General features: G+C 61.9%; 31 protein-coding genes, 1 tRNA gene and 1 pseudogene. 31 read left to right on the top strand and 2 right to left on the bottom strand.

Translation table 11 applies throughout. From position 1 onward, the window contains the following. Window positions 1-528 (bottom strand): annotated as a pseudogene (locus RR51_RS27320) (transcriptional regulator); the annotation flags it as partial. 96 nt (window positions 529-624) lie between these two features. Between RR51_RS27320 and RR51_RS27315 the strand changes: the two are divergent. The 21 genes from RR51_RS27315 (at window position 625) to RR51_RS27225 (ending at window position 8,720) form a co-directional block, all read left to right on the top strand. Continuing rightward, on the top strand, window positions 625-873 hold the full coding sequence (locus RR51_RS27315) for a transcriptional regulator (protein ID WP_039615333.1): 249 nt from the start codon (window positions 625-627) through the stop codon (window positions 871-873). A gap of 30 nt (window positions 874-903) precedes the next feature. Then, window positions 904-1,092: a hypothetical protein gene (locus RR51_RS27310; protein ID WP_039615332.1), complete on the top strand. Its 189-nt coding sequence runs from the start codon at window positions 904-906 to the stop codon at window positions 1,090-1,092. 18 nt (window positions 1,093-1,110) lie between these two features. Further along, a complete protein-coding gene (locus RR51_RS27305) occupies window positions 1,111-1,290 on the top strand; it encodes a hypothetical protein (RefSeq protein ID WP_039615331.1) in 180 nt (59 codons plus the stop codon). A gap of 69 nt (window positions 1,291-1,359) precedes the next feature. Next, window positions 1,360-1,566: a hypothetical protein gene (locus RR51_RS27300; protein ID WP_027907143.1), complete on the top strand. Its 207-nt coding sequence runs from the start codon at window positions 1,360-1,362 to the stop codon at window positions 1,564-1,566. A 19-nt stretch (window positions 1,567-1,585) separates the two neighbouring features. Next, window positions 1,586-1,798, top strand: coding sequence for a hypothetical protein (locus RR51_RS27295; RefSeq protein WP_039615330.1), 213 nt, complete (start codon window positions 1,586-1,588; stop codon window positions 1,796-1,798). A 202-nt stretch (window positions 1,799-2,000) separates the two neighbouring features. After that, window positions 2,001-2,732: a Rha family transcriptional regulator gene (locus RR51_RS27290; RefSeq protein WP_082044775.1), complete on the top strand. Its 732-nt coding sequence runs from the start codon at window positions 2,001-2,003 to the stop codon at window positions 2,730-2,732. Next, window positions 2,729-2,908, top strand: a complete 180-nt coding sequence (locus tag RR51_RS27285; protein ID WP_039615328.1) for a hypothetical protein — start codon at window positions 2,729-2,731, stop codon at window positions 2,906-2,908. The genes RR51_RS27290 and RR51_RS27285 overlap by 4 nt, the downstream gene beginning before the upstream one ends. Continuing rightward, the gene (locus RR51_RS27280; protein WP_039615327.1) at window positions 2,905-3,633 is read left to right on the top strand and encodes a helix-turn-helix domain-containing protein; all 729 of its coding nucleotides are present in this window, start codon (window positions 2,905-2,907) and stop codon (window positions 3,631-3,633) included. The genes RR51_RS27285 and RR51_RS27280 overlap by 4 nt, the downstream gene beginning before the upstream one ends. Next, a complete protein-coding gene (locus tag RR51_RS27275) occupies window positions 3,630-4,391 on the top strand; it encodes a replication protein P (RefSeq protein ID WP_039615326.1) in 762 nt (253 codons plus the stop codon). Before RR51_RS27280 ends, RR51_RS27275 begins: the two co-directional genes overlap by 4 nt. Further along, complete coding sequence (locus tag RR51_RS31130; RefSeq protein ID WP_161795767.1) at window positions 4,388-4,561, top strand: hypothetical protein; 174 nt, start codon at window positions 4,388-4,390, stop codon at window positions 4,559-4,561. The genes RR51_RS27275 and RR51_RS31130 overlap by 4 nt, the downstream gene beginning before the upstream one ends. Continuing rightward, a complete protein-coding gene (locus tag RR51_RS27270; RefSeq protein WP_039615325.1) occupies window positions 4,561-4,887 on the top strand; it encodes a hypothetical protein in 327 nt (108 codons plus the stop codon). Before RR51_RS31130 ends, RR51_RS27270 begins: the two co-directional genes overlap by 1 nt. After that, window positions 4,884-5,345 (top strand): hypothetical protein, encoded by a 462-nt coding sequence (locus tag RR51_RS31435; protein WP_039615324.1) that lies wholly within the window; start codon window positions 4,884-4,886, stop codon window positions 5,343-5,345. The genes RR51_RS27270 and RR51_RS31435 overlap by 4 nt, the downstream gene beginning before the upstream one ends. After that, a complete protein-coding gene (locus RR51_RS27260) occupies window positions 5,338-5,541 on the top strand; it encodes a hypothetical protein (RefSeq protein ID WP_039615323.1) in 204 nt (67 codons plus the stop codon). The genes RR51_RS31435 and RR51_RS27260 overlap by 8 nt, the downstream gene beginning before the upstream one ends. After that, entirely contained in the window at window positions 5,534-5,935 is a 402-nt protein-coding gene (locus tag RR51_RS27255) for a recombination protein NinB (RefSeq protein ID WP_039615322.1), read from the top strand. Before RR51_RS27260 ends, RR51_RS27255 begins: the two co-directional genes overlap by 8 nt. Beyond that, complete coding sequence (locus RR51_RS27250; RefSeq protein ID WP_039615321.1) at window positions 5,932-6,534, top strand: recombination protein NinG; 603 nt, start codon at window positions 5,932-5,934, stop codon at window positions 6,532-6,534. Before RR51_RS27255 ends, RR51_RS27250 begins: the two co-directional genes overlap by 4 nt. Beyond that, window positions 6,531-6,797 carry a hypothetical protein gene (locus RR51_RS27245; protein ID WP_039615320.1) on the top strand — a complete coding sequence of 89 codons (267 nt, stop codon included), beginning with the start codon at window positions 6,531-6,533 and terminating at the stop codon, window positions 6,795-6,797. The genes RR51_RS27250 and RR51_RS27245 overlap by 4 nt, the downstream gene beginning before the upstream one ends. Continuing rightward, window positions 6,794-6,916 carry a hypothetical protein gene (locus tag RR51_RS31785; protein WP_269082527.1) on the top strand — a complete coding sequence of 41 codons (123 nt, stop codon included), beginning with the start codon at window positions 6,794-6,796 and terminating at the stop codon, window positions 6,914-6,916. The genes RR51_RS27245 and RR51_RS31785 overlap by 4 nt, the downstream gene beginning before the upstream one ends. Next, the gene (locus RR51_RS27240; RefSeq protein WP_039615319.1) at window positions 6,913-7,593 is read left to right on the top strand and encodes a hypothetical protein; all 681 of its coding nucleotides are present in this window, start codon (window positions 6,913-6,915) and stop codon (window positions 7,591-7,593) included. Before RR51_RS31785 ends, RR51_RS27240 begins: the two co-directional genes overlap by 4 nt. A gap of 386 nt (window positions 7,594-7,979) precedes the next feature. Further along, window positions 7,980-8,053 (top strand) — tRNA-Gly (locus RR51_RS27235). 86 nt (window positions 8,054-8,139) lie between these two features. Continuing rightward, window positions 8,140-8,451, top strand: coding sequence for a hypothetical protein (locus tag RR51_RS27230; protein ID WP_019751350.1), 312 nt, complete (start codon window positions 8,140-8,142; stop codon window positions 8,449-8,451). Next, window positions 8,451-8,720, top strand: coding sequence for a hypothetical protein (locus RR51_RS27225; RefSeq protein WP_039615318.1), 270 nt, complete (start codon window positions 8,451-8,453; stop codon window positions 8,718-8,720). Before RR51_RS27230 ends, RR51_RS27225 begins: the two co-directional genes overlap by 1 nt. Window positions 8,721-8,799: 79 nt before the next feature. Here the strand turns inward: RR51_RS27225 and RR51_RS27220 are convergent, their stop codons facing one another. Continuing rightward, the gene (locus RR51_RS27220; protein WP_039615317.1) at window positions 8,800-9,006 is read right to left on the bottom strand and encodes a hypothetical protein; all 207 of its coding nucleotides are present in this window, start codon (window positions 9,004-9,006) and stop codon (window positions 8,800-8,802) included. A 98-nt stretch (window positions 9,007-9,104) separates the two neighbouring features. On the opposite strand from RR51_RS27220, the gene RR51_RS27215 reads away from it, so the two are divergent. The 10 genes from RR51_RS27215 to RR51_RS27170 form a co-directional block, all read left to right on the top strand. Next, window positions 9,105-9,761 carry a terminase small subunit gene (locus tag RR51_RS27215; RefSeq protein WP_082044774.1) on the top strand — a complete coding sequence of 219 codons (657 nt, stop codon included), beginning with the start codon at window positions 9,105-9,107 and terminating at the stop codon, window positions 9,759-9,761. Continuing rightward, the gene (locus RR51_RS27210; RefSeq protein WP_039615316.1) at window positions 9,736-11,055 is read left to right on the top strand and encodes a phage terminase large subunit family protein; all 1,320 of its coding nucleotides are present in this window, start codon (window positions 9,736-9,738) and stop codon (window positions 11,053-11,055) included. The genes RR51_RS27215 and RR51_RS27210 overlap by 26 nt, the downstream gene beginning before the upstream one ends. 2 nt (window positions 11,056-11,057) lie before the next feature. Next, a complete protein-coding gene (locus RR51_RS27205; RefSeq protein WP_039615315.1) occupies window positions 11,058-12,464 on the top strand; it encodes a DUF4055 domain-containing protein in 1,407 nt (468 codons plus the stop codon). Beyond that, a complete protein-coding gene (locus RR51_RS27200) occupies window positions 12,464-13,549 on the top strand; it encodes a hypothetical protein (RefSeq protein ID WP_039615314.1) in 1,086 nt (361 codons plus the stop codon). The genes RR51_RS27205 and RR51_RS27200 overlap by 1 nt, the downstream gene beginning before the upstream one ends. Before the next feature lie 32 nt (window positions 13,550-13,581). Continuing rightward, window positions 13,582-14,169: a hypothetical protein gene (locus RR51_RS27195; RefSeq protein ID WP_039615313.1), complete on the top strand. Its 588-nt coding sequence runs from the start codon at window positions 13,582-13,584 to the stop codon at window positions 14,167-14,169. 145 nt (window positions 14,170-14,314) lie between these two features. Further along, window positions 14,315-15,061, top strand: a complete 747-nt coding sequence (locus RR51_RS27190) for a DUF6651 domain-containing protein (protein WP_013972415.1) — start codon at window positions 14,315-14,317, stop codon at window positions 15,059-15,061. A 9-nt stretch (window positions 15,062-15,070) separates the two neighbouring features. Continuing rightward, window positions 15,071-16,039 (top strand): major capsid protein, encoded by a 969-nt coding sequence (locus RR51_RS27185; protein ID WP_027907120.1) that lies wholly within the window; start codon window positions 15,071-15,073, stop codon window positions 16,037-16,039. 41 nt (window positions 16,040-16,080) lie between these two features. After that, on the top strand, window positions 16,081-16,443 hold the full coding sequence (locus RR51_RS27180) for a hypothetical protein (RefSeq protein ID WP_039615312.1): 363 nt from the start codon (window positions 16,081-16,083) through the stop codon (window positions 16,441-16,443). Continuing rightward, window positions 16,443-16,814 (top strand): hypothetical protein, encoded by a 372-nt coding sequence (locus RR51_RS27175; RefSeq protein ID WP_039615311.1) that lies wholly within the window; start codon window positions 16,443-16,445, stop codon window positions 16,812-16,814. Before RR51_RS27180 ends, RR51_RS27175 begins: the two co-directional genes overlap by 1 nt. A gap of 1 nt (window position 16,815) precedes the next feature. Beyond that, window positions 16,816-17,100: hypothetical protein (locus RR51_RS27170; protein ID WP_039615310.1), on the top strand; the 285-nt coding region annotated here is incomplete at its 3' end.

Genomic DNA, 17,100 nt, shown 5'->3' with positions numbered 1-17,100 from the left:
GTGGCTTGGGCTGACGCGAATGTCCTTGAGCATTTCCGGGTAGTCATGCGTGGCCTGGCCGTTGCCCATGGCCGCGCGCACATCGTAGTGCGCAATCCGAACCTCATCACCGACGAGTCCTGGGCGGGAGAAGTCGACGGTGATTACATTGCCTTGGTCCGAAGCTTCGGCAGCTGCCATCAGCTGCGCGCGGGCACTTTCCGGCAGGTTTTTGCCCTGCTTGGCGAGCATGTTGCGAACCATATCCGCAGCCGAGGTGGGCGCCTGCTCTTCAACCGATACTGAAGCGACGTCCGGAAGACTCTCGTAGGTAAAGCCTGGACGCAGCCCCCAATGCTCAGGGCCCACAACGTCAGCGAAGTAGGCGATGACGTCCATCAGCTTCGACTTGTCGATCCGGCCGTTTTTCACCCACCCCTGTACCGACGGAGGCTTCACCTGGAAGTCGTCTGCGAGTTGTTTCTTCGATACGCCCTTGGCGATCCGCGCTGCCTCAATGGCTGCGCCTAATTCCGGTCCGGTAAGCATTGCCTAATTAGGCCTATCACGGTGCTGATTAGGCAATGGCTTGTGCGAAATAAGGTAATGCCTTATATTCATCGGTAAATCTCCAGGAGAGAACTCATGAAATCAGCAGAAGCAGCCAAAGAAGCATCCCGCGTGCTGGGCAGCCAGGCGGAATTGGCGCGCCGGCTGAATGTGGCGGCACCAACCGTCAACCAATGGTGTTCCGGAGAGCGCGCGGTCCCAGCCAAGCGCGCGCTGCAGATCGAAGCGCTCACCAACGGAGCAGTAGGGCGGGCAGATCTTTGCCCATCGTTCCCGTGGAACCAGGTGGACAACCAGTCCAGCCAGTCACTTTCCGCCGCTTAAACAATTCCAACTGCAAGGAGCTACTCCCGCATGTACGCCAACCGCAATCACCTGCATGACCGCGAGATCAAGGTCCGGGTCGATGAGGACACGTTCGAACTGATTCAGGCGCTGGCCAAGTTTCACCGCACCCAGCGCGCTGTGCTCTGCCGTGAGCTTCTGGAAGCTCAACTGGCCGCCCTGGCTTCGGAGAATACCGGCGATCAGAACGTGGCCTGAAGGCCCGTAGGAGGCCCCATGCCGATTGAAGACATCGGATTGGACCAGGGACTGATGGAGCAGCTGGAGCGAGAGGCGACGAGACGGGGCATCAGCCCTGAAGCGCTCGCAGCCGACCTGATCCGTCGTGAACTGGCCAACCGAACAAAGCCCCGCAGTCCGCGGGGGGCAGTAATGCCGTTTCACCGAAAGGCCTGAATAGGCCCTGACACGTAACTGATAAGCCCGACCGACCTACTGAAGCAGCAGCGAGCAGGGGATCACTTGATGGCCTACGACGACAAAGCACACCGCCACGACCATCAGGTCAAGGTCCGCTTGGATGACGAGGACTTCAACGAGTTGAAGGGTTACGCCCTGGAGCTCAAGGCCCAGCACAGCGTGCTTGCACGGGAAATCATCCTGGCCGCGTTGGCGTTCAAGAAAGAGCACGGCCACCTGCCGCTGATCAACGAGAAGAAGGCCAGGGCCTGAATAGGTCATGAGAGGACGAATGTCGCCTGCAAACGAGGCAGTACAGCAGCACGACGTAGAGGTCGCCCGGTTCCGCCGGAATGACTTCGCGGACCTGGAGGCTTGGGCGGAGGAGGTTGGTGTCAGCACCGACGAGCTTGCCGCGCAGATCCTGAAAAAGGCCGCGCACTTCCTCGCGCAGCGCGGGAAGCCCAAGAGCAACAACGTGGTGCCGTTCGCGGCGCCGAGGTGACCGTCCGATCCCTAATTAGGGACCCGGGCGCCAGTCCCTCATAAGGGACGCCAAATCGCAGAGACAAAAAAGCCGGGTTCGCGGCCCGGCTCTCTGCAATACAAAACTCTGTAGGGGAATTATGCATATGCAGACCCAAAGTGTACAGGCCCTGTCCAGGCCCGCGCCACAAAATGCGAACCACGATTTCGTGGCGCGCACGATGTCGTCGCGAGAGATCGCCAGCTTGACTGGCAAGCGTCACGCCAACGTGAAGCGTGACATTGTGGCCATGCTGGCCGAACTGAAAGCAGATGTACTCAGTTTTGAGCACATCTACTTGGACGGGCAGAACCGCGAGCAGGTCGAGTATCTGCTTGATCGCGAGCACACCGACTGCTTGCTGACCGGCTATAGCGCTGGGCTGCGCATGAAGGTGATCCGCCGCTGGCGTGAGCTGGAAGGCCAGTCCGAGGCGCGCCAGGCAGTCATGGCCAACGGTACCAAGGTGATCGGCGAGATCGCCATCATGGAGTGTTTCACGCGCCTCCTGAAGCCTGCCGCGTCTTGCCAGATGCAAATGCTGGCGAAGATCGCTGAGAACAACGGTCTCGACCCGAAGTTCCTGCCCAGCTATGCCGTAGATGCGCCGGCTGACGCGGTTGGTGGCAGTTCGTTGCCGACCAAGGCCCTGACCGCCTTGCTCAAGGACAACGGCATTCGCATGTCGCCCGCGTCATTCAACAAGGCCCTTCAGCAGGCCGGCCTCCTCAAGGTCATGCAGCGCAAAAACTCCAAGCAGGAGACGGTCACGTTCTGGGCCATCACCGACAAGGGGCTGCGCTATGGCAAGAATCTGACCAGCCCTCAGTGCCCGCGCGAAACCCAGCCGCACTGGTACGTCGACCGCTTCGCCGACCTGGCAAGCCTGGTCGTCTCTGGAGGTGGGGCATGACTCCTGACCAATACGATCAGATTGAAGAGCTCTTCGACCGTGTGATCGAGGAAAAAATGGCGTATTTGAGGCGTGCCCAGAAGGCTGAACGCGCCCTTGATGTGTTCCGCGCTGTTGCTCTTTGCGGCTGGCTCATCGTTGCCGGTTTTGTCGTGCAGTCGGGTATCTCCTCATGAGCATGGAACTGATGGTCAAGGCCATGAAGACCAAGGTCGGCAACCCGCTGCGCAAGCTGGTGCTCATCAAGCTGGCCGACAACGCGAGCGACCAGGGCGAGTGCTGGCCGTCGTACCAGCACATCGCCGATCAGTGCGAGATCGACCGCAGCACCGTTCGCAAGCACATCAAGCACTTGGAAGCTCAAGGCTTGGTGCGCATCGAGAACCGTGAAGGGCCGAAGGGCAACTCCACCAATCTGTACTACCTGACCCTGCGTAACCCTGTAGGCCAAAACAGCACCCCTGTAGGCCCAGAAAGCACAGGGGTAGGCCCACAGCCTACAGGGGGTGTAGGCCCAGAAAGCACCAGAACCAGTCACTCTTTTGAACCAGTCACTGAACCAGTAGAGCAGACGGTCGCGTCCGCTCCCTCGGCGAAGAAGAAGGCCAAGAAGTTTGACCCCATGACCTGCAAGCCTTCCAACGTGAGCGAGCAGACTTGGGCCGACTGGTGCCAGCACCGTAAAGAGATCCGCAAGCCACTGACCGCCACCACCTGCGCGAAGCAGGCCAAGACGCTTGCCGGCCACCACGCACCCGACGCCGTGATCAACCAGTCGATCAGCAGCGGCTGGACCGGCCTGTTCCCTGAGAAGGTGCTGCCGGGTGCCCAGCACGGCCATCGCCGCAACGGTCCCGACTTCAACGACACCAGCTGGGCTGATGACCTGGGGGGCTTATGACCGCACAACCGAAACTGCGCAGCGTGACGCAGATCATGGCCACGGCCCGCAACCTGCCAGCCGAGGCGCAGGCCACGGCCAAGCAGCTGGACCCAGGAACCACCGAAGTGGTTAACGCCCTGTTCAAGGAGCTGCAGGCCATCTTCCCGGCATGGAAGCAGGCGTGGCCGGATGACGAGGCCCTGAAGGCTGCCAAGCGCAGCTGGATCAAGTCTTTCGTCGCCGCGGGCATCAACACGCTCGAGCAGATCCGCTTCGGCATCCAGAAATGCCGGGTGCTGGGTACCGACTTCGCCCCGAGCAGCGGCAAGTTCATCAAGCTGTGCCAGCCAACCCCGGAAGAGATGGGCATTCCGCCGCTTGCGCGGGCCTTGGCAGAGGCGCTGGAGAATTTCCACCCCAGCAGGGCAGGGTCACGCGTTTGGACGCACGCAGCGGTGCGCCACGCGGCGCTGCAGTGTGAAGCGCAGAACCTGGGTTCGATGGAGGTGGAGCGGGCCGAGAAGGTCTTCGCCCGGGCCTACGACATCACCATTCGCATGCTGGTGGCCGGCGAGCCTCTGGGCGACATCGCCACCGGCATTGGCCACGACAGCCAGAAGAGCGCCGCACAGCTGGCCGACGAGTACGCCGCCCAGAAGCAGGTTCGCCTGCTGGAGATCCAGCAGATCCCAACCAGCGCCGCCGCGTGCCGTGCACACCTGCTGGCCAAGTTGAACATCAAGCGCGCCGGGCAGCCGGCCGGGGAGGGGGTGTGAACAGCTCCGTCGAGAAACGTATGCCCGCCTACAGCCACTGCCACGACCAGGGCGAGATATTCACCGGGCGATATGCCGACCAAGGCTACTGGCAACCGCCCGAGCCGATCATGGAGCCATGCCCTTACTGCGAAGAAGAGCGCAACGAAGCTGCCGAGGAGAAGCACTGATGGACACCAACAAGATGCGCGAAATGCGTGAAGCCTTCGAGCGCACCAACTCCCGCGATCACCGGCGGCAGCCGCCCAAGGGAAACAACTACATCGACCCCATGGCCCAGGCTGACTGGGAGTCGTTCCAGAAGGGCTGGCAGGCCTCCCGCGAGGCCGTGGTGGTGGAGCTGCCTTCGGCCTGCGCATACGAAGGCCTGACCGAGCACTTGGGCTCATTGATCGAACTGTCCTACGAGGCTCCAGAGCATGACCCTGTTGGCCTTGCTCGACTTCCAGATGTCCGTGAAGCCATTGAGGCCCATGGCCTGAAGGTGGCGCCATGACCATCGACAAAGCAAAGCTGAAGGATCTGGCCCAGGCGGTAGCGGAACTGGAGGACATCCCTGAGCGCCAAGACGAGCACGCCGAGGCTGTCGCTTATCTTGAGACGCACATGCACTGCCACACCATCCTGGCCCTGCTCGCGGAGATCGATCGGTTGGAGCGCAAGAACGACAACCAGGCCGAGAGCATTCGGGAGTATCAAGACCTGACCATGGGTGGCGACGTGAGTCTTGGAATGCTGAAGGCGGACCTGCGGGTGACCGCTGGGGAGCGCGACCAGCTCAAGGCTGACAATGAGGCGCTGCGCAAGGATGCCGAGCGGTATCGCTGGCTCACAAGCCCAGCGGTGTACAACGGCACCCTTGGCATCGCCGATGGGTGGATCGACTTCGAGTGCAAGATTGAGGCCCAGCAGCAGATCGACGCAGCCATGGCCAAGGAGGCGAGCCATGCGTGACCTATTGATCAAGATGCAGGTGAACGCCGCACTGACGATCCTCGGTAGCTGGTACATCAATTGGGAACTCTGCTCCAGCAGCGCATACCCAGCCCTGCGCGCCCACGCGCTCTACTCGAAGGCCCGAGGCTTGGTTGAGCATGACCGGGCGCTGAGAAAGGCGATGGATCGGATGGTGGAGCGCGACCATGACTGAGTTCGCCATCCGCAGCAGCCATGACCTCAACCGCCTGTACGGCGCCCTGCACGCCATTGACCTGACCAAGCCCAAGGTGGTGGTCATCAAGGACGAGAAGCGCCCGGACGTCTGCAACCGGAAGATGTGGGCCATGCTCCGCGACGTCTCCCAGCAGGTTGAGTGGTACGGCCGCAAGCTCACCGACGAGGACTGGAAGCACATCTTCAGCGCTGCGGTGCAGAAGCAGGACGCGGTACCGGGCATCGACGGTGGCTTTGTCGTCCTGGGCGTCTCGACACGCAAGCAGTCGCAGAAGTGGTTCAGCGACCTGTTCGAAGTGATGCACGCCTTCGGCGCCGAGCATGGCGTGCGATGGACTGCGCAAGACCACTGGGAGGGCCGCTACTCATGATCACCAAGGAGATCAAGCCGAAGAAGTGCAAGGCACCAGGTTGCGGCAAGCACTTCAAGCCGACCATGACCACGCAGAAGGTCTGCAGCATCGCCTGCGCCAAGGCCATGGCCAAGGACCCGAAGCTGCAGAAGATTGCGGCCAAGGCCATCACGAAGCAGGCCCGCCAGGACCTGCAGGAGCGCCGGGAGAAGCTGAAGACCCGCCGCGAGCACATGGCCGAGGCGCAGACCGCGTTCAACGCCTACATCCGCGAACGAGACGCCGGCCTGCCGTGCATCAGCTGCGACGCGCTGCCGAGCGACCACGACCTCATCACCGGCAGTCGCTGGGATGCCGGCCATTACCGGTCGGTGGGCGCCTGCCCGGAGCTGCGCTTCGAGCCGCTCAACGTCCACCGGCAGTGCGTGAAGTGCAACCGGAACTTGTCGGGCAACGCGGTCGAGTACCGCATCCGCCTGGTGAAGCGCATCGGCGCTGACCGGGTCGACTGGCTCGAAGGGCCTCATAAGCCCCAGCGCCTGACCATAGAAGACCTGCAGGCCATCAAGGCTCTGTACAGGCAGAAGCTCAAAGACCTGAGGAGGGCGGCAGCATGACCAAGGCAGCAATGATCGGTGGCCCGCCAACGCAGGCCTCCGAGGGCTGGTTGAAGCCGATGTTCCCGATCACCGGGCGGGCGCACTATTTCGAAAAAGAGTTCGAACTGCCGGCGCTGGACGGCCAAGGGGTGGCGGTGTCATGGCACTCCCTCTGCGGCATCGATGCCGTCAGCACCGGGAAAATGCCGATGTTCGATGCTGGAAACTGGGTTCGCTGCAAGCGCTGCGAGCAGCAGATCGAGGGGAGAAGTGCGGCATGACTTGGGATTGGAATGACGCAGCGCACATCCTCGTGCTGGCGTTGATCGTGGCAAGCAACTTGTGCGCTTGGCGCGCCATGCGCGTATCGGATCGGATGAAAAAGGAGAAGGGCGAATGAGTTATCAGAACGTGGTATCAGCGGTGGTTCGCGCCCTGGCGGCCGAGACGATCAACAGCGCCGGCGGCTGCAATGTCGAGCCTCGGGTGCAGACCAGCAAGCTCAAGGGCGAGATATCCGGGAAGGATGCCGCGCTGCTGGCTGACTCGATCGTGCACAAGCTGCTGCACGCCCAGCTCAGCCCGCGACACTGGAATGCCCTGGTGGCGAAGTACAGCACGCACAAGGGGCGCAAGATCGATTCCATCGGCCGCCTGGTTGCCATTGTGCCGACACCGGCGCCGAAGCGCTTCACCCAGCAGGCCGTGCTTGTCTGGGCCGTCCCGCAGCAAACGAAGGGCATTCAGCGCAAGGTGCCCCAGTTCAAGGCGCCTGACCCTCGCGAAAACGAACGGGAAGGGCAATGGGATTGGCGAAACAAGGCTGCTGCCGCCGCTGCTGAGCGCGCCAACAAGCACGCGCGTGCCGTGGCCGAGGTGAAGCCGGGGGAGATGATCGTCCTGGCCGAGTCGAACTACGACATGACCAACTGGGATTCCCAGGGCCTGACCGAGCGCACCTATCAGCGCTGGAACCGGGCCATCAAGGGCGCTCTGGAGTCGCTGGTGAACGAGGCGCTGACCGAGGCCCAGCACATGCTTGAAGCGATTGGCGTGCTGTTCGACGAGGCGGCGTGAAAAGGCCCTCAAAAGGGCTTGCAATATCATGTCGCCATGTCGTAAATTTGCTCCATCCTGTCATTCCTGCGCGTGTTGAGGAGTGACGAAAAGAACCCGGCCAATGAGCCGGGTTTTTTATTGCCCGGAGAGGGCCTCAAGAGTCCCGGCCAAGCGCCGGGATTTTTGTTCCAGCAAGAAACGCAACTGCAGCCAGGGCAGGCCCTAATGGGACAGCCTGGACACTGCTAGCCGGTAGTGTGGTGTACGGAAAAACACCGGCAGCCCGCGCACCCTGACCTCACATGCTTTCAGGGTGGCGCGTGACCGGAGGGGCGAGACTGGTGCATTGGGGTGCCAGCGCTGCAAAGGTCTTCGGCGGACAGGTGGGGAGAGACCCACACAAAGCGGGCAAGCAGAAGGTTTGCCGCCAGCCTTCCAAGCTGAGCAGAGAAGGGTTCGATTCCCTCTGCCCGCTCCAATTCGATTCGTTATGTGCTGCTCCGCATCTTTGCCCGGTCCCTCAATAGGGCCTCCCCTCCGGGCCTTTTCTTCTAGGAACCACTCATGGCCGAACCAGCAAGCACGACTGCCGGCGTCCTGCTGGTGAAGTACGGCGTGATCATTGGCGGCTTCGCAGGAGCGATCCTCTCGCTGACCTTCCTGCGCGGCCTCACCCGCGGCCAGGCGGTCGCTGCCTTCTTCACCGGCTTCGCATCGGCAGTCTTCTGCACCCCGCTTGCCATCAGTTACTTCAACCTTGGCACAAGCGGAGAAACCCAATACGGCGTGGCCTTTCTGATAGGCCTCCTGGCAATGAACATCATCCCAGTTCTGAAGTCACTGGTAGGACAGTTCGGTGCCAAAGGAGCTACCTGATGAACACGACCCTCATGTCGGCAATGGCCGCTACGGATGCCTTCCTGTGCGTCCTGGTGGTCATCGCCGCCTGTGACTACTTGCGGCGCGTTCGCCCCATAGACCAGCCGATGCTGTCGGTTGCGTTCTACCTGGTCGCCATTGGCGCATTCGGGTCGTTCCTGGCGGCAATGCAGGTCCAGATGATCAGCCCCTTCACCCTGATGATTCACGCCGGCATCGTGCTGTATGCGTGGGCAAGGCGAGGGCACTTGTTCGTGGCCCGCTGAGGCGCGCCACAAAACAGAGATGCGCCGTTTCGTGGTGCGAGGAGAAGTGGCGCCACAGGTTAGCGCGGCGCCCGATGGCTTACTTCTTGGCAAGCGCTGCTTGGATCTGGTCTGCGTACTTAGACAAGTTGTCCATCTCCTGAGACAAAATTCCGCCGTTGGTGGGAGCGTTTGAGACTTTCGCTGCGATCAGTTCAAGTGCTGCCGCTACAGCGGTAGGGCGGTCAACGTTGCCGCCACGACCGTTAATGGCGTTGTTGACGATGGATTCGATGGCGTTGGCCATTTGAAGCTCCTTGCGTGATTGGATTCGCATCAATACCGGCAACACGCCACCATTTCAAGTGCTGCCCGAGCGAGGCGCAGTAGTCTCAAGGATTCCCTATGGCGCTGACAGCAAAACAGCAGCGCTTCGTCGACGAATACCTGATCGACCTGAATGCCACGCAAGCCGCTATCCGCGCTGGATTCAGCGCTAAGACTGCCCGACAGGCGGGTAATCGTCTGTTGACAAATGTTGACATTCAGCAGGCGATTCAAGCTGGCATGGAGGCGCGCTCCGGCAGGGTGGCAATCACCCAGGACATGGTGCTACGCGAACTGGCCAAGATCGGCTTCAGCGACATCCGTAAGGTGGTTCGCTGGGGCGAGACGATGGTTCGCATGGCTGATGCCGACGATGAAGGCGTCGAAGACTTGGTGCCGTACCACGGGCTTGCATTGATCGACTCCACCGAGATTGACGATGACACGGCTGCCGCCATCGCTGAGGTGTCTCAGGGGCGCGACGGCCTGAAGGTCAAGCTGCACGACAAGAAGGGCGCCCTGGTCGACATCGGCCGGCACCTCGGGATGTTCAGTGCTCCAGGGCACGCTGACCTAGATGTCGAACTGAAGCGAATCGAGGTTGAGAACAAGCGACTGGCCAACGAGAAGCTGCGCCGCGAGCTTGAGCCACCAAAAGAGGTTGAGGGCGAGTTCGCCCAGGCCGAGTACACCTTGAGTCCTGACGAAGATGGCCCGACTACCCCGTACCTATGAGGCGCCGGTCAAGCTGACGCCGAAGCAGGCGAACATCTACGTGTGGGGCTTCCAGCGTAACGCGCGATTCCGTGATGCCGTGTGCGGTCGCCGGTTCGGCAAGACCTTCCTCGGCAAGGCTGAGATGCGCCGTGCGGCGCGACTGGCTGCTGAGTGGGGCGTTAGCGTCGAGGACGAGATCTGGTACGCAGCCCCGACGCAGAAGCAGGCCCGCCGAGTGTTCTGGCGCCGACTGAAGCAGGCCATCCCGCGAGAGTGGCGAGAGTGCAAGCCGAACGAGTCGGACATGCTGGTCACCCTCAAAAGCGGGCACCTGATCCGATGCGTTGGCCTGGAGAACTACGACGACCTGCGCGGCTCCGGTCTGTTCTTCGTCCTGGTGGACGAATGGGCGGACTGCAAGTGGGCTGCCTGGGAAGAAGTCCTGCGGCCGATGCTGTCGACCTGCGAGTACGTCATACCTGGCATCGGCAAGTGCAAGGGCGGACATGCGCTGCGCATCGGCACCCCCAAAGGCTTCAATCACTGCTTCGACACCTACCGCGACGGCCAGGCCGGTGGCGAGCCAGACCACAAGAGCTGGCTCTACACATCGCTACAGGGCGGCAACGTCCCGGCCGAGGAGCTGGATGCGGCCCGCCGCAAGATGGACCCACGCACGTTCCGGCAGGAGTACGAAGCCAGCTTCGAGAACTATGCCGGGGTCGTCTACTACACCTTCAGCCGAAGCGAGAGCCGCACTAGCGAGCGAATCAAGCCGGGCGAGGCCTTGCACATTGGAATGGACTTCAACGTCATGAAGATGGCTGCGGTGGTCTATGTCGTCCGCGATGGCCTGCCCCTGGCCCTGGATGAGTTCCACTCAGTGCGCGACACGCCAGAGATGATCGAGAAGATCAAGGCCAGGTTCCCCGGCCACGGCATAGCGGTCTATCCCGACGCCAGCGGCCAGAACACCAGCAGCAAGAACGCAAGCGAGTCGGACCTGTCCCTGCTGCGCAAAGCTGGATTCACGGTGATCGTGGACACGCAGAACCCCAGCGTCAAAGACCGGGTGAACTCGGTCAATGCCATGCTGCTGAACGGCTACGGCGAGCGCCGATTGAAGGTCAACATCGACCAATGCCCGCAGCTGACGCTGTGCCTGGAGCGGCAGACCTACGACAAGCATGGCGATCCGGACAAAGACCCAAAGAAGGGGCACGACCACATGAATGACGCCGCCGGCTACTTCATCGCCAAGCGATACCCGATCAACGTGGCGACGACCACAAGCCAATCCCTGAGAATGTGACCATGAGCGATAACCCGAGCATCACGCTGCCCGCTGTTGACGCGATGCGCGCCTACTGGGCCGTGATCTCGCCGCTCATGGGCGGGACAATGGCAATGCGCGCCGCGGGCAAGACCCTGCTGCCGCAGTACCCGGCCGAAGACGACGAGGCCTACAAAGAGCGCCTGCGCCTGTCGACCCTGCTGCCGGCGTATTCCGAGACGGTCGGCAACATGACCTCTCGCGTGTTCGCCGAGCCACTGCAGGTAGGCGACGATGTGCCCGAGGTCATTGTCGAGATGACCAAGGATATCGACCACGCTGGCAATGACCTCAACTCTTGGGCGGTCGGGTTCTTCACCGAGGGGCTGAGCCACGGTCTTTGCCACGCCTTCGTCGATCACCCGCCTGCGGGCGACCTTAAAACCCAGGCAGACGAGCAGGCCGCCGGTGTGCGCCCGTACGTTGTGATGGTGAGGCCTGAGCAGGTGCTTGGTTGGCGCTCCAAGGGCGGCGTGCTGACCATGATCCGCTACATCGAGGTGGTCGAGGAGGAGGATGGGGAGTTCGGCGCCAAGTGCGTCGAGCAAATTCGCGTGCTGGAGCCGGGCGCCTGGCGAACCTATCGCAGGTCGGCCAAGGCCGTACGGGGCAAGCAGGCCGCAGCCGGCGGTACCTGGGAGCTGCACGAGGAAGGCACCAATAGCCTGACCGCGATTCCATGGGTCACCTTTTACACCGGCCGTACCGGCTTCATGACGGCCAAGCCGCCACTGATTGAGCTGGCGCACCTGAACGTGAAGCACTGGCAGAGCCAGAGCGACCAGGACAACATCCTGCATGTCATTCGCGTGCCGATCCTGGTTCGCATCGGAATCCAGACCCAGTACGACAACCAGGGGAAGGTGATCCCGCCAGAGTTCAAGGTGGGTACCGGCCAGCTGACCGATCTGCCCAAGGACGGTGACCTCAAGTACGTCGAGCATACCGGCCAGGCCGTCGATGCGGGTCGCACCGCGCTGCAGGACCTGATCAACGAGATGCGGATGGCCGGGGCCAAGCTGTTGACGCTGGACAAGACGGCCACCAAGACCGCCACTCAGGCGGAGGAGGAGGCGGCGCAGGAGTTGTCCCCGCTCGCGCGCATGGCGCACCACTTCGCCGACTGCCTGGCGCAGCTGCTCCAGTTCATGGCCGATTACCGCGGCCTGGGCGAGGGCGGCACCGTCGAGATGCGCGGCAACTTCGATGTCGACTACATGCCAGAGGTGTCGCTGCCGACGCTGGTATCCATGGCCAATGCCGGGATGATCAGCAAGGAGACGCTGTTCGCGGAGATGCAACGGCGCGGTGTGATCAGTGACGAATACGACTGGGAAGAGGAACTGGCGAAGATTGAAGCCCAGGGCCCTGCCCTCGGTACGCTGTGATGAAGACGGCCAACGAGAAGCTGCTGGACGAGCTAATCGGCCATGAGGTTGACCTCTCCAGGCTGAGCAACAGCCAGGTCGTGGCGATCATCAGGATCCTGAACAGTTCCGACCCTGAGCTGAGGGCGGCGCTCATTGCTGCCATCGACAGCCTGGATGCCGGCGCGTCCGTTGCAGCGATCGATGCTGCTCTGGCGCCCGTGCTGCGGATCAATCAATCGACGTTCTTTAGCCTGCAGCAAGCGCTCGCAGGCGTCATCGACGGCGTAGCCAGTTACGAGATTGCTTTTCAGGCCGGTGCGCTTACGGCGGCTATTCCTGAGCTTGTGCAGGCGAGATTCCCGGTTGCGGTGGCTCAGTTCAGTCAGGTACGCGCCATTGCGCTGGCAAGGCCCTTCCAGGGGCGGCTGCTCAGCGAGTGGATGGCCGGCATTGAGGCTGACCGTGCTGCGTCGATCCGCGATGCCGTGCGGTCTGGCGTTCTTGAAGGGCGCACGACGCCGGAGATCGTCCGGCAGATCATGGGTACCAAGGCGGAGAAGTACGCTGACGGCATCCTGCAGAGGTCTCGCAGGGAGGTGGAGGCGGTTGTCCGGTCTGCTGTGTCCAGCACGGCTGAGACGGCCAGCGACAAGGCGTTCGAGGCCAACAGCGACATCATCAGCCATGTTGAGTGGCTGAGCACGCTAGACAACCGTACATCGACGACCTGCCGAATCCGCGACCGTCTGCCGTACACGCTGGGCACCTATCGGCCCATCGGGCACAAGGTGCCGTGGCTGGCCGGCCCGGGCCGTATCCACTTCTGCTGCCGCTCGACCAAGCTGCCGATCCTAAAGAGCGCCCTGGCGTTGGGGATCAGTGACGCGGCGACCCGGGCAAGCATGGACGGGCAGGTTCCGCAGCAGACCACGTACGCGCAATGGCTTGCACGCCAGCCTGCCGCCCGCCAGGACGAAATCCTCGGCCCGGAGCGGGGGAAGCTGCTGCGCCAGGACAAGCTGAAGCTGCAGGACTTCTACAACGACAAGGGCAAGTTCCTGACCCTTGAAGAACTGCACAGCCGACTGACGGGTGCCCTATAATCCGCCGCTTTTCTCGGCGCAGGTAGATCCCAATGAAGGTTGTCGTTGTATTAACTGCAGTCCTGGTAGTGGCTGCTTTGTCGGCGCTGGCGGGTTTGACGGCAGGAATTAATCTTAACCCACAGTCAACAGTGAAGTTCGTGCCTGACTGGGGAAGCCTGGCCGACTGGGTTGCTGGCATTGGATCGATGGCCGCAGTCGCCGCCACTGTCTATTTCGGATGGAAGCAGAGGCAGGATCTACTTCCTAGGCTTTCCATGCATGCGACGGGGGCTATCGTTGCCTTGGGCAATGTGCCAATCAACATCTTTGTTTTGCGACTTTCCAACCCTGGGGCTGTGCCAGTCGAGTTGAAAGGCGTGTTTATCAGCTCAGATCGCAGTAATGAGTCGCTATGGCTGCCCCCGACCATGGTCATCCCTGGTACTGAAACCTTGCCAGCAGTGCTTTCTCCAGGGAAAGGAATGACTATCCATTTTGATCGCCATGCATTAGGAGCGCTTAAGAAATACGTGGCGGCACAGTGTGGTGGCGAAGCCCAAGGCCTCCGTATCACCGCAACTGGAAGTATCCGAGACTTTTCGATTCCCCTTGATCCGTTGATTCCAAAAATTGCCTGAGTTCACCTTTCAGGTGCTGTTGTAGCACCAGATCTTTAATCCAGCCTCGCCTTGTGCGGGGCTTTTTTATGCCTGCGGTTCGGATGGACGGGGCGACCTGGGGCCGGATGGCTCACCAACAGGCCGGATGGCCCAGAGAGACGAGATGAAACTCAAAACCGTTGAAGTGGATGGCAAGCAGTACGCAGTGATCGAAGATGGCAAGCCCGTCTACACCGATGACGACGGAAAGGACGTCGCCTTCGATGCGGTCGGCACTCGCAACACCATCACCCGGCTGAATGCTGAGGCGAAGTCGCACCGCGAGCGCGCGGACAGCTTCGAGAAAACTGCGAAGGCGTTCGAAGGCATCGAAGATGCCGCGGCCGCCAAGAAAGCGCTGGAGATCGTCGCCAACCTCGACGCCAAGAAGCTGGTGGATGCCGGCGAGATCGAGAAGGTGAAGGGCGAAATCAGCAAGGCCTTCCAAACCCAGCTGGATGAAGCCAACGGCAAGGCGCAAACCTTCGAGCAGCAACTGTATGCCGAGAAGATCGGCGGCAGCTTCGCGCGCTCCCAGTTCATCGCCGAGAAGATGGCTGTTCCCGCTGACATGGTCCAGGCCGCCTTCGGCAGCAACTTCAAGATCGAGGAAGGCAAGGTCGTCGCGTACGACGCCCAGGGCCAGAAGATCTTCAGCCGCGCTCGCCCGGGCGAACTGGCCGACTTCAACGAAGCGCTCGAAACCCTCGTCTCGCAGTACCCCCATCGCGACCACATCCTGAAGAGCTCCGGCGCCAATGGCGGCGGCGCGCCGAACGGCGGTGGCCAGCACAAAACCACGAAGGGCAACTTCGGTGGCACCAAGGCTGAACGTCTTGAAGCCATCAAGGGCCTGACCGCAAGCGAATAAGGAGGCCCAATGGCCCTTTCGAACATGAAGGTATTCAACGAATACCTCAAGCGCACCACCATCGAGACCCTGGCTCAGGATGTCGAGAAGTTCAACGCATCCTCGGCCGGTGCCATCCGCCTGACCACCCAGGGCATCGACGGCGACTTCCTGCAGGAATCGTTCTGGGCCGGACTGCACGGCGCCCAGCGTCGTGTCGACCGCTACGCCGCCAACGGCGCCCAGGCGTCCACCCCGCTGGCCCAGAAGCAGTACGACTCGGTGAAGATCGCCGGCGGCTTCGGCCCGATCCTGTGGGAGCCTTCCCAGCTCTCCTGGATCCAGAAGAATCCGGAAGAAGCGCTGGAAGTGATCAGCCGTAACCTGTCCGAAGCCATCATGGCGGACCAGCTGAACACCGCCATCTCGGCCCTGGCCGGTGCCATCGGCAACCAGCCGAGCGCCACCAACGACGTTTCGGCCACTGCTGGCGTGACCTACGTCGCGATCAACAACGCCCACGCGCTGTTCGGTGACGCTTCCCAGCGCCTGGTGGCCCAGGTCATGACCGGTGCCATGTACCACAAGCTGGTCGGACAGAACCTCGCCAACGCCGAGCGCCTGTTCCAGTTCTCCGGCGTGCAGGTGGTCGATATCCTCGGCAAGGCCGTGATCATCACCGACGCCCCTGCGCTGTACGAGGCCGGCACCCCGAACAAGCAGAAGGTGCTCAGCCTGGCCGACGGCGCTGCGGTGGTGATGGATGGCTCGGACCTGATCACCAACATCGAGACCTCCAACGGCAAGGAGCGTATCGAGACCACCATGCAGGCCGACTACACCTTCGGCCTGGGCCTCAAGGGCTACACCTGGGACACCGCCAACGGCGGCAAGTCGCCGACCAACGCCGAACTGTCCACCGGCACCAACTGGGATCTGGTGGCGAACAGCATCAAGGCCTCGGCCGGCGTGCTGACCATCGGTGACGCCACCAAGTAACCGGTACCGCGCCCTCCGGGGCGCATTCCCAGGAGATCGCCATGAGCGAGAAAGTGATTTACGAGAAACACCCGGTCAGCCCTGAGCGTAAAGCCGATCTGCGGCAGAAGGGGTACAAGATCATCGATGCGCGTTTCGCGCCCGATGGCTACGAGCACCCTGAGCCGGCGAAGGAGGAGAAGTCCAAGGCCGGCGGCCCGCTGAAGGTGGACGAGATCCGTTCGGCCCTGGATGCCAAGGGCATCGCCTACGGCGAAAAGGCTGCCAAGCCAGAACTGCAAAAGCTGCTCGACGATGCCGTCAAGGCTGACGACCTGAAGGCCAAGCTGACCGAGAAAGGCGTCGACTTCGCTGCCGCCGTCACCCTGGAAGACCTGCAGAAGCTTCTGGACGAGGCCGCGTAATGACCACCTACATCACCGTCGAGCAGGTAGACAGCCTGCTTGGGCCTACCTGGGCGCCCGACGACCAGAAGGCCCGGGCGGTGCTGATGGCCAACACCTGGCTTACCAATCTCGGCCTGCCTGAGTTCGATCCGGTACCGGACGACGTCATCCAGGCCGGCGCCGAGATTGCCCGAGAGGCAGCAGCAGGGAACATCTACGGCAGCAAGGAGACCGGCGTGCTGAGCAAGTCGGTCAACGCTGACGGGGTTTCCAGCAGCAAAACCTACTCGGAATCCTCCCGCACCATCAGCGCTGGCGAATCGTTCGCCCTGGCGTTGCTGGCGCATTACCTGAACAGCAGCGGCCAGACCAAGATCGTGAGGGGCTGATATGGGACTTCGCGATGAACTGCAGGCCGACCTGGCCGAGGCTTTCAATACGGACCTGGCCGACGCGGTGCTGGCCTTCACTGGCGAGTACATGGGTCCCGGCGTGGTTGATCCTGTCACCGAGGAAACCACGGCCCAGCCCGTGACGTATTCGGGGCGCGGCGTGCTGTCGCGCTACGAAGACAGCCGGATCGACAACGTGAACATCCTGGGTGGAGACCTGCGCCTTACCGCGCTTGCCAACGAGGTCACCGATACCCCGGATGTTGGGCACAAGATTGCCGCG

Source organism: Pseudomonas sp. C5pp, assembly GCF_000814065.1.
Lineage (GTDB): Bacteria > Pseudomonadota > Gammaproteobacteria > Pseudomonadales > Pseudomonadaceae > Aquipseudomonas > Aquipseudomonas asiatica.
Note: the sequence above shows the minus strand (reverse complement) of the source record. Positions and strands in the feature narration are given on the sequence as shown.

Bases quoted from the DNA above. Each gene is read 5' to 3' on its own strand.
- RR51_RS27190 (WP_013972415.1), top strand. From the start codon at position 14,315: ATGAAACTCAAAACCGTTGAAGTGGATGGCAAGCAGTACGCAGTGATC.
- RR51_RS27205 (WP_039615315.1), top strand. From the start codon at position 11,058: ATGAGCGATAACCCGAGCATCACGCTGCCCGCTGTTGACGCGATGCGC.
- RR51_RS27280 (WP_039615327.1), top strand. From the start codon at position 2,905: ATGAGCATGGAACTGATGGTCAAGGCCATGAAGACCAAGGTCGGCAAC.
- RR51_RS27215 (WP_082044774.1), top strand. From the start codon at position 9,105: ATGGCGCTGACAGCAAAACAGCAGCGCTTCGTCGACGAATACCTGATC.
- RR51_RS27245 (WP_039615320.1), top strand. From the start codon at position 6,531: ATGACCAAGGCAGCAATGATCGGTGGCCCGCCAACGCAGGCCTCCGAG.
- RR51_RS27180 (WP_039615312.1), top strand. From the start codon at position 16,081: ATGAGCGAGAAAGTGATTTACGAGAAACACCCGGTCAGCCCTGAGCGT.
- RR51_RS31435 (WP_039615324.1), top strand. From the start codon at position 4,884: ATGACCATCGACAAAGCAAAGCTGAAGGATCTGGCCCAGGCGGTAGCG.
- RR51_RS27270 (WP_039615325.1), top strand. From the start codon at position 4,561: ATGGACACCAACAAGATGCGCGAAATGCGTGAAGCCTTCGAGCGCACC.
- RR51_RS27185 (WP_027907120.1), top strand. From the start codon at position 15,071: ATGGCCCTTTCGAACATGAAGGTATTCAACGAATACCTCAAGCGCACC.
- RR51_RS27305 (WP_039615331.1), top strand. From the start codon at position 1,111: ATGCCGATTGAAGACATCGGATTGGACCAGGGACTGATGGAGCAGCTG.
- RR51_RS27250 (WP_039615321.1), top strand. From the start codon at position 5,932: ATGATCACCAAGGAGATCAAGCCGAAGAAGTGCAAGGCACCAGGTTGC.
- RR51_RS27210 (WP_039615316.1), top strand. From the start codon at position 9,736: ATGGCCCGACTACCCCGTACCTATGAGGCGCCGGTCAAGCTGACGCCG.
- RR51_RS31785 (WP_269082527.1), top strand. From the start codon at position 6,794: ATGACTTGGGATTGGAATGACGCAGCGCACATCCTCGTGCTGGCGTTG.
- RR51_RS27220 (WP_039615317.1), bottom strand. From the start codon at position 9,006: ATGGCCAACGCCATCGAATCCATCGTCAACAACGCCATTAACGGTCGT.
- RR51_RS27315 (WP_039615333.1), top strand. From the start codon at position 625: ATGAAATCAGCAGAAGCAGCCAAAGAAGCATCCCGCGTGCTGGGCAGC.
- RR51_RS27255 (WP_039615322.1), top strand. From the start codon at position 5,534: ATGACTGAGTTCGCCATCCGCAGCAGCCATGACCTCAACCGCCTGTAC.
- RR51_RS27290 (WP_082044775.1), top strand. From the start codon at position 2,001: ATGTCGTCGCGAGAGATCGCCAGCTTGACTGGCAAGCGTCACGCCAAC.
- RR51_RS27310 (WP_039615332.1), top strand. From the start codon at position 904: ATGTACGCCAACCGCAATCACCTGCATGACCGCGAGATCAAGGTCCGG.
- RR51_RS27285 (WP_039615328.1), top strand. From the start codon at position 2,729: ATGACTCCTGACCAATACGATCAGATTGAAGAGCTCTTCGACCGTGTG.
- RR51_RS27230 (WP_019751350.1), top strand. From the start codon at position 8,140: ATGGCCGAACCAGCAAGCACGACTGCCGGCGTCCTGCTGGTGAAGTAC.
- RR51_RS27275 (WP_039615326.1), top strand. From the start codon at position 3,630: ATGACCGCACAACCGAAACTGCGCAGCGTGACGCAGATCATGGCCACG.
- RR51_RS27200 (WP_039615314.1), top strand. From the start codon at position 12,464: ATGAAGACGGCCAACGAGAAGCTGCTGGACGAGCTAATCGGCCATGAG.
- RR51_RS27225 (WP_039615318.1), top strand. From the start codon at position 8,451: ATGAACACGACCCTCATGTCGGCAATGGCCGCTACGGATGCCTTCCTG.
- RR51_RS27260 (WP_039615323.1), top strand. From the start codon at position 5,338: ATGCGTGACCTATTGATCAAGATGCAGGTGAACGCCGCACTGACGATC.
- RR51_RS27175 (WP_039615311.1), top strand. From the start codon at position 16,443: ATGACCACCTACATCACCGTCGAGCAGGTAGACAGCCTGCTTGGGCCT.
- RR51_RS27295 (WP_039615330.1), top strand. From the start codon at position 1,586: ATGTCGCCTGCAAACGAGGCAGTACAGCAGCACGACGTAGAGGTCGCC.
- RR51_RS27195 (WP_039615313.1), top strand. From the start codon at position 13,582: ATGAAGGTTGTCGTTGTATTAACTGCAGTCCTGGTAGTGGCTGCTTTG.
- RR51_RS27300 (WP_027907143.1), top strand. From the start codon at position 1,360: ATGGCCTACGACGACAAAGCACACCGCCACGACCATCAGGTCAAGGTC.
- RR51_RS27240 (WP_039615319.1), top strand. From the start codon at position 6,913: ATGAGTTATCAGAACGTGGTATCAGCGGTGGTTCGCGCCCTGGCGGCC.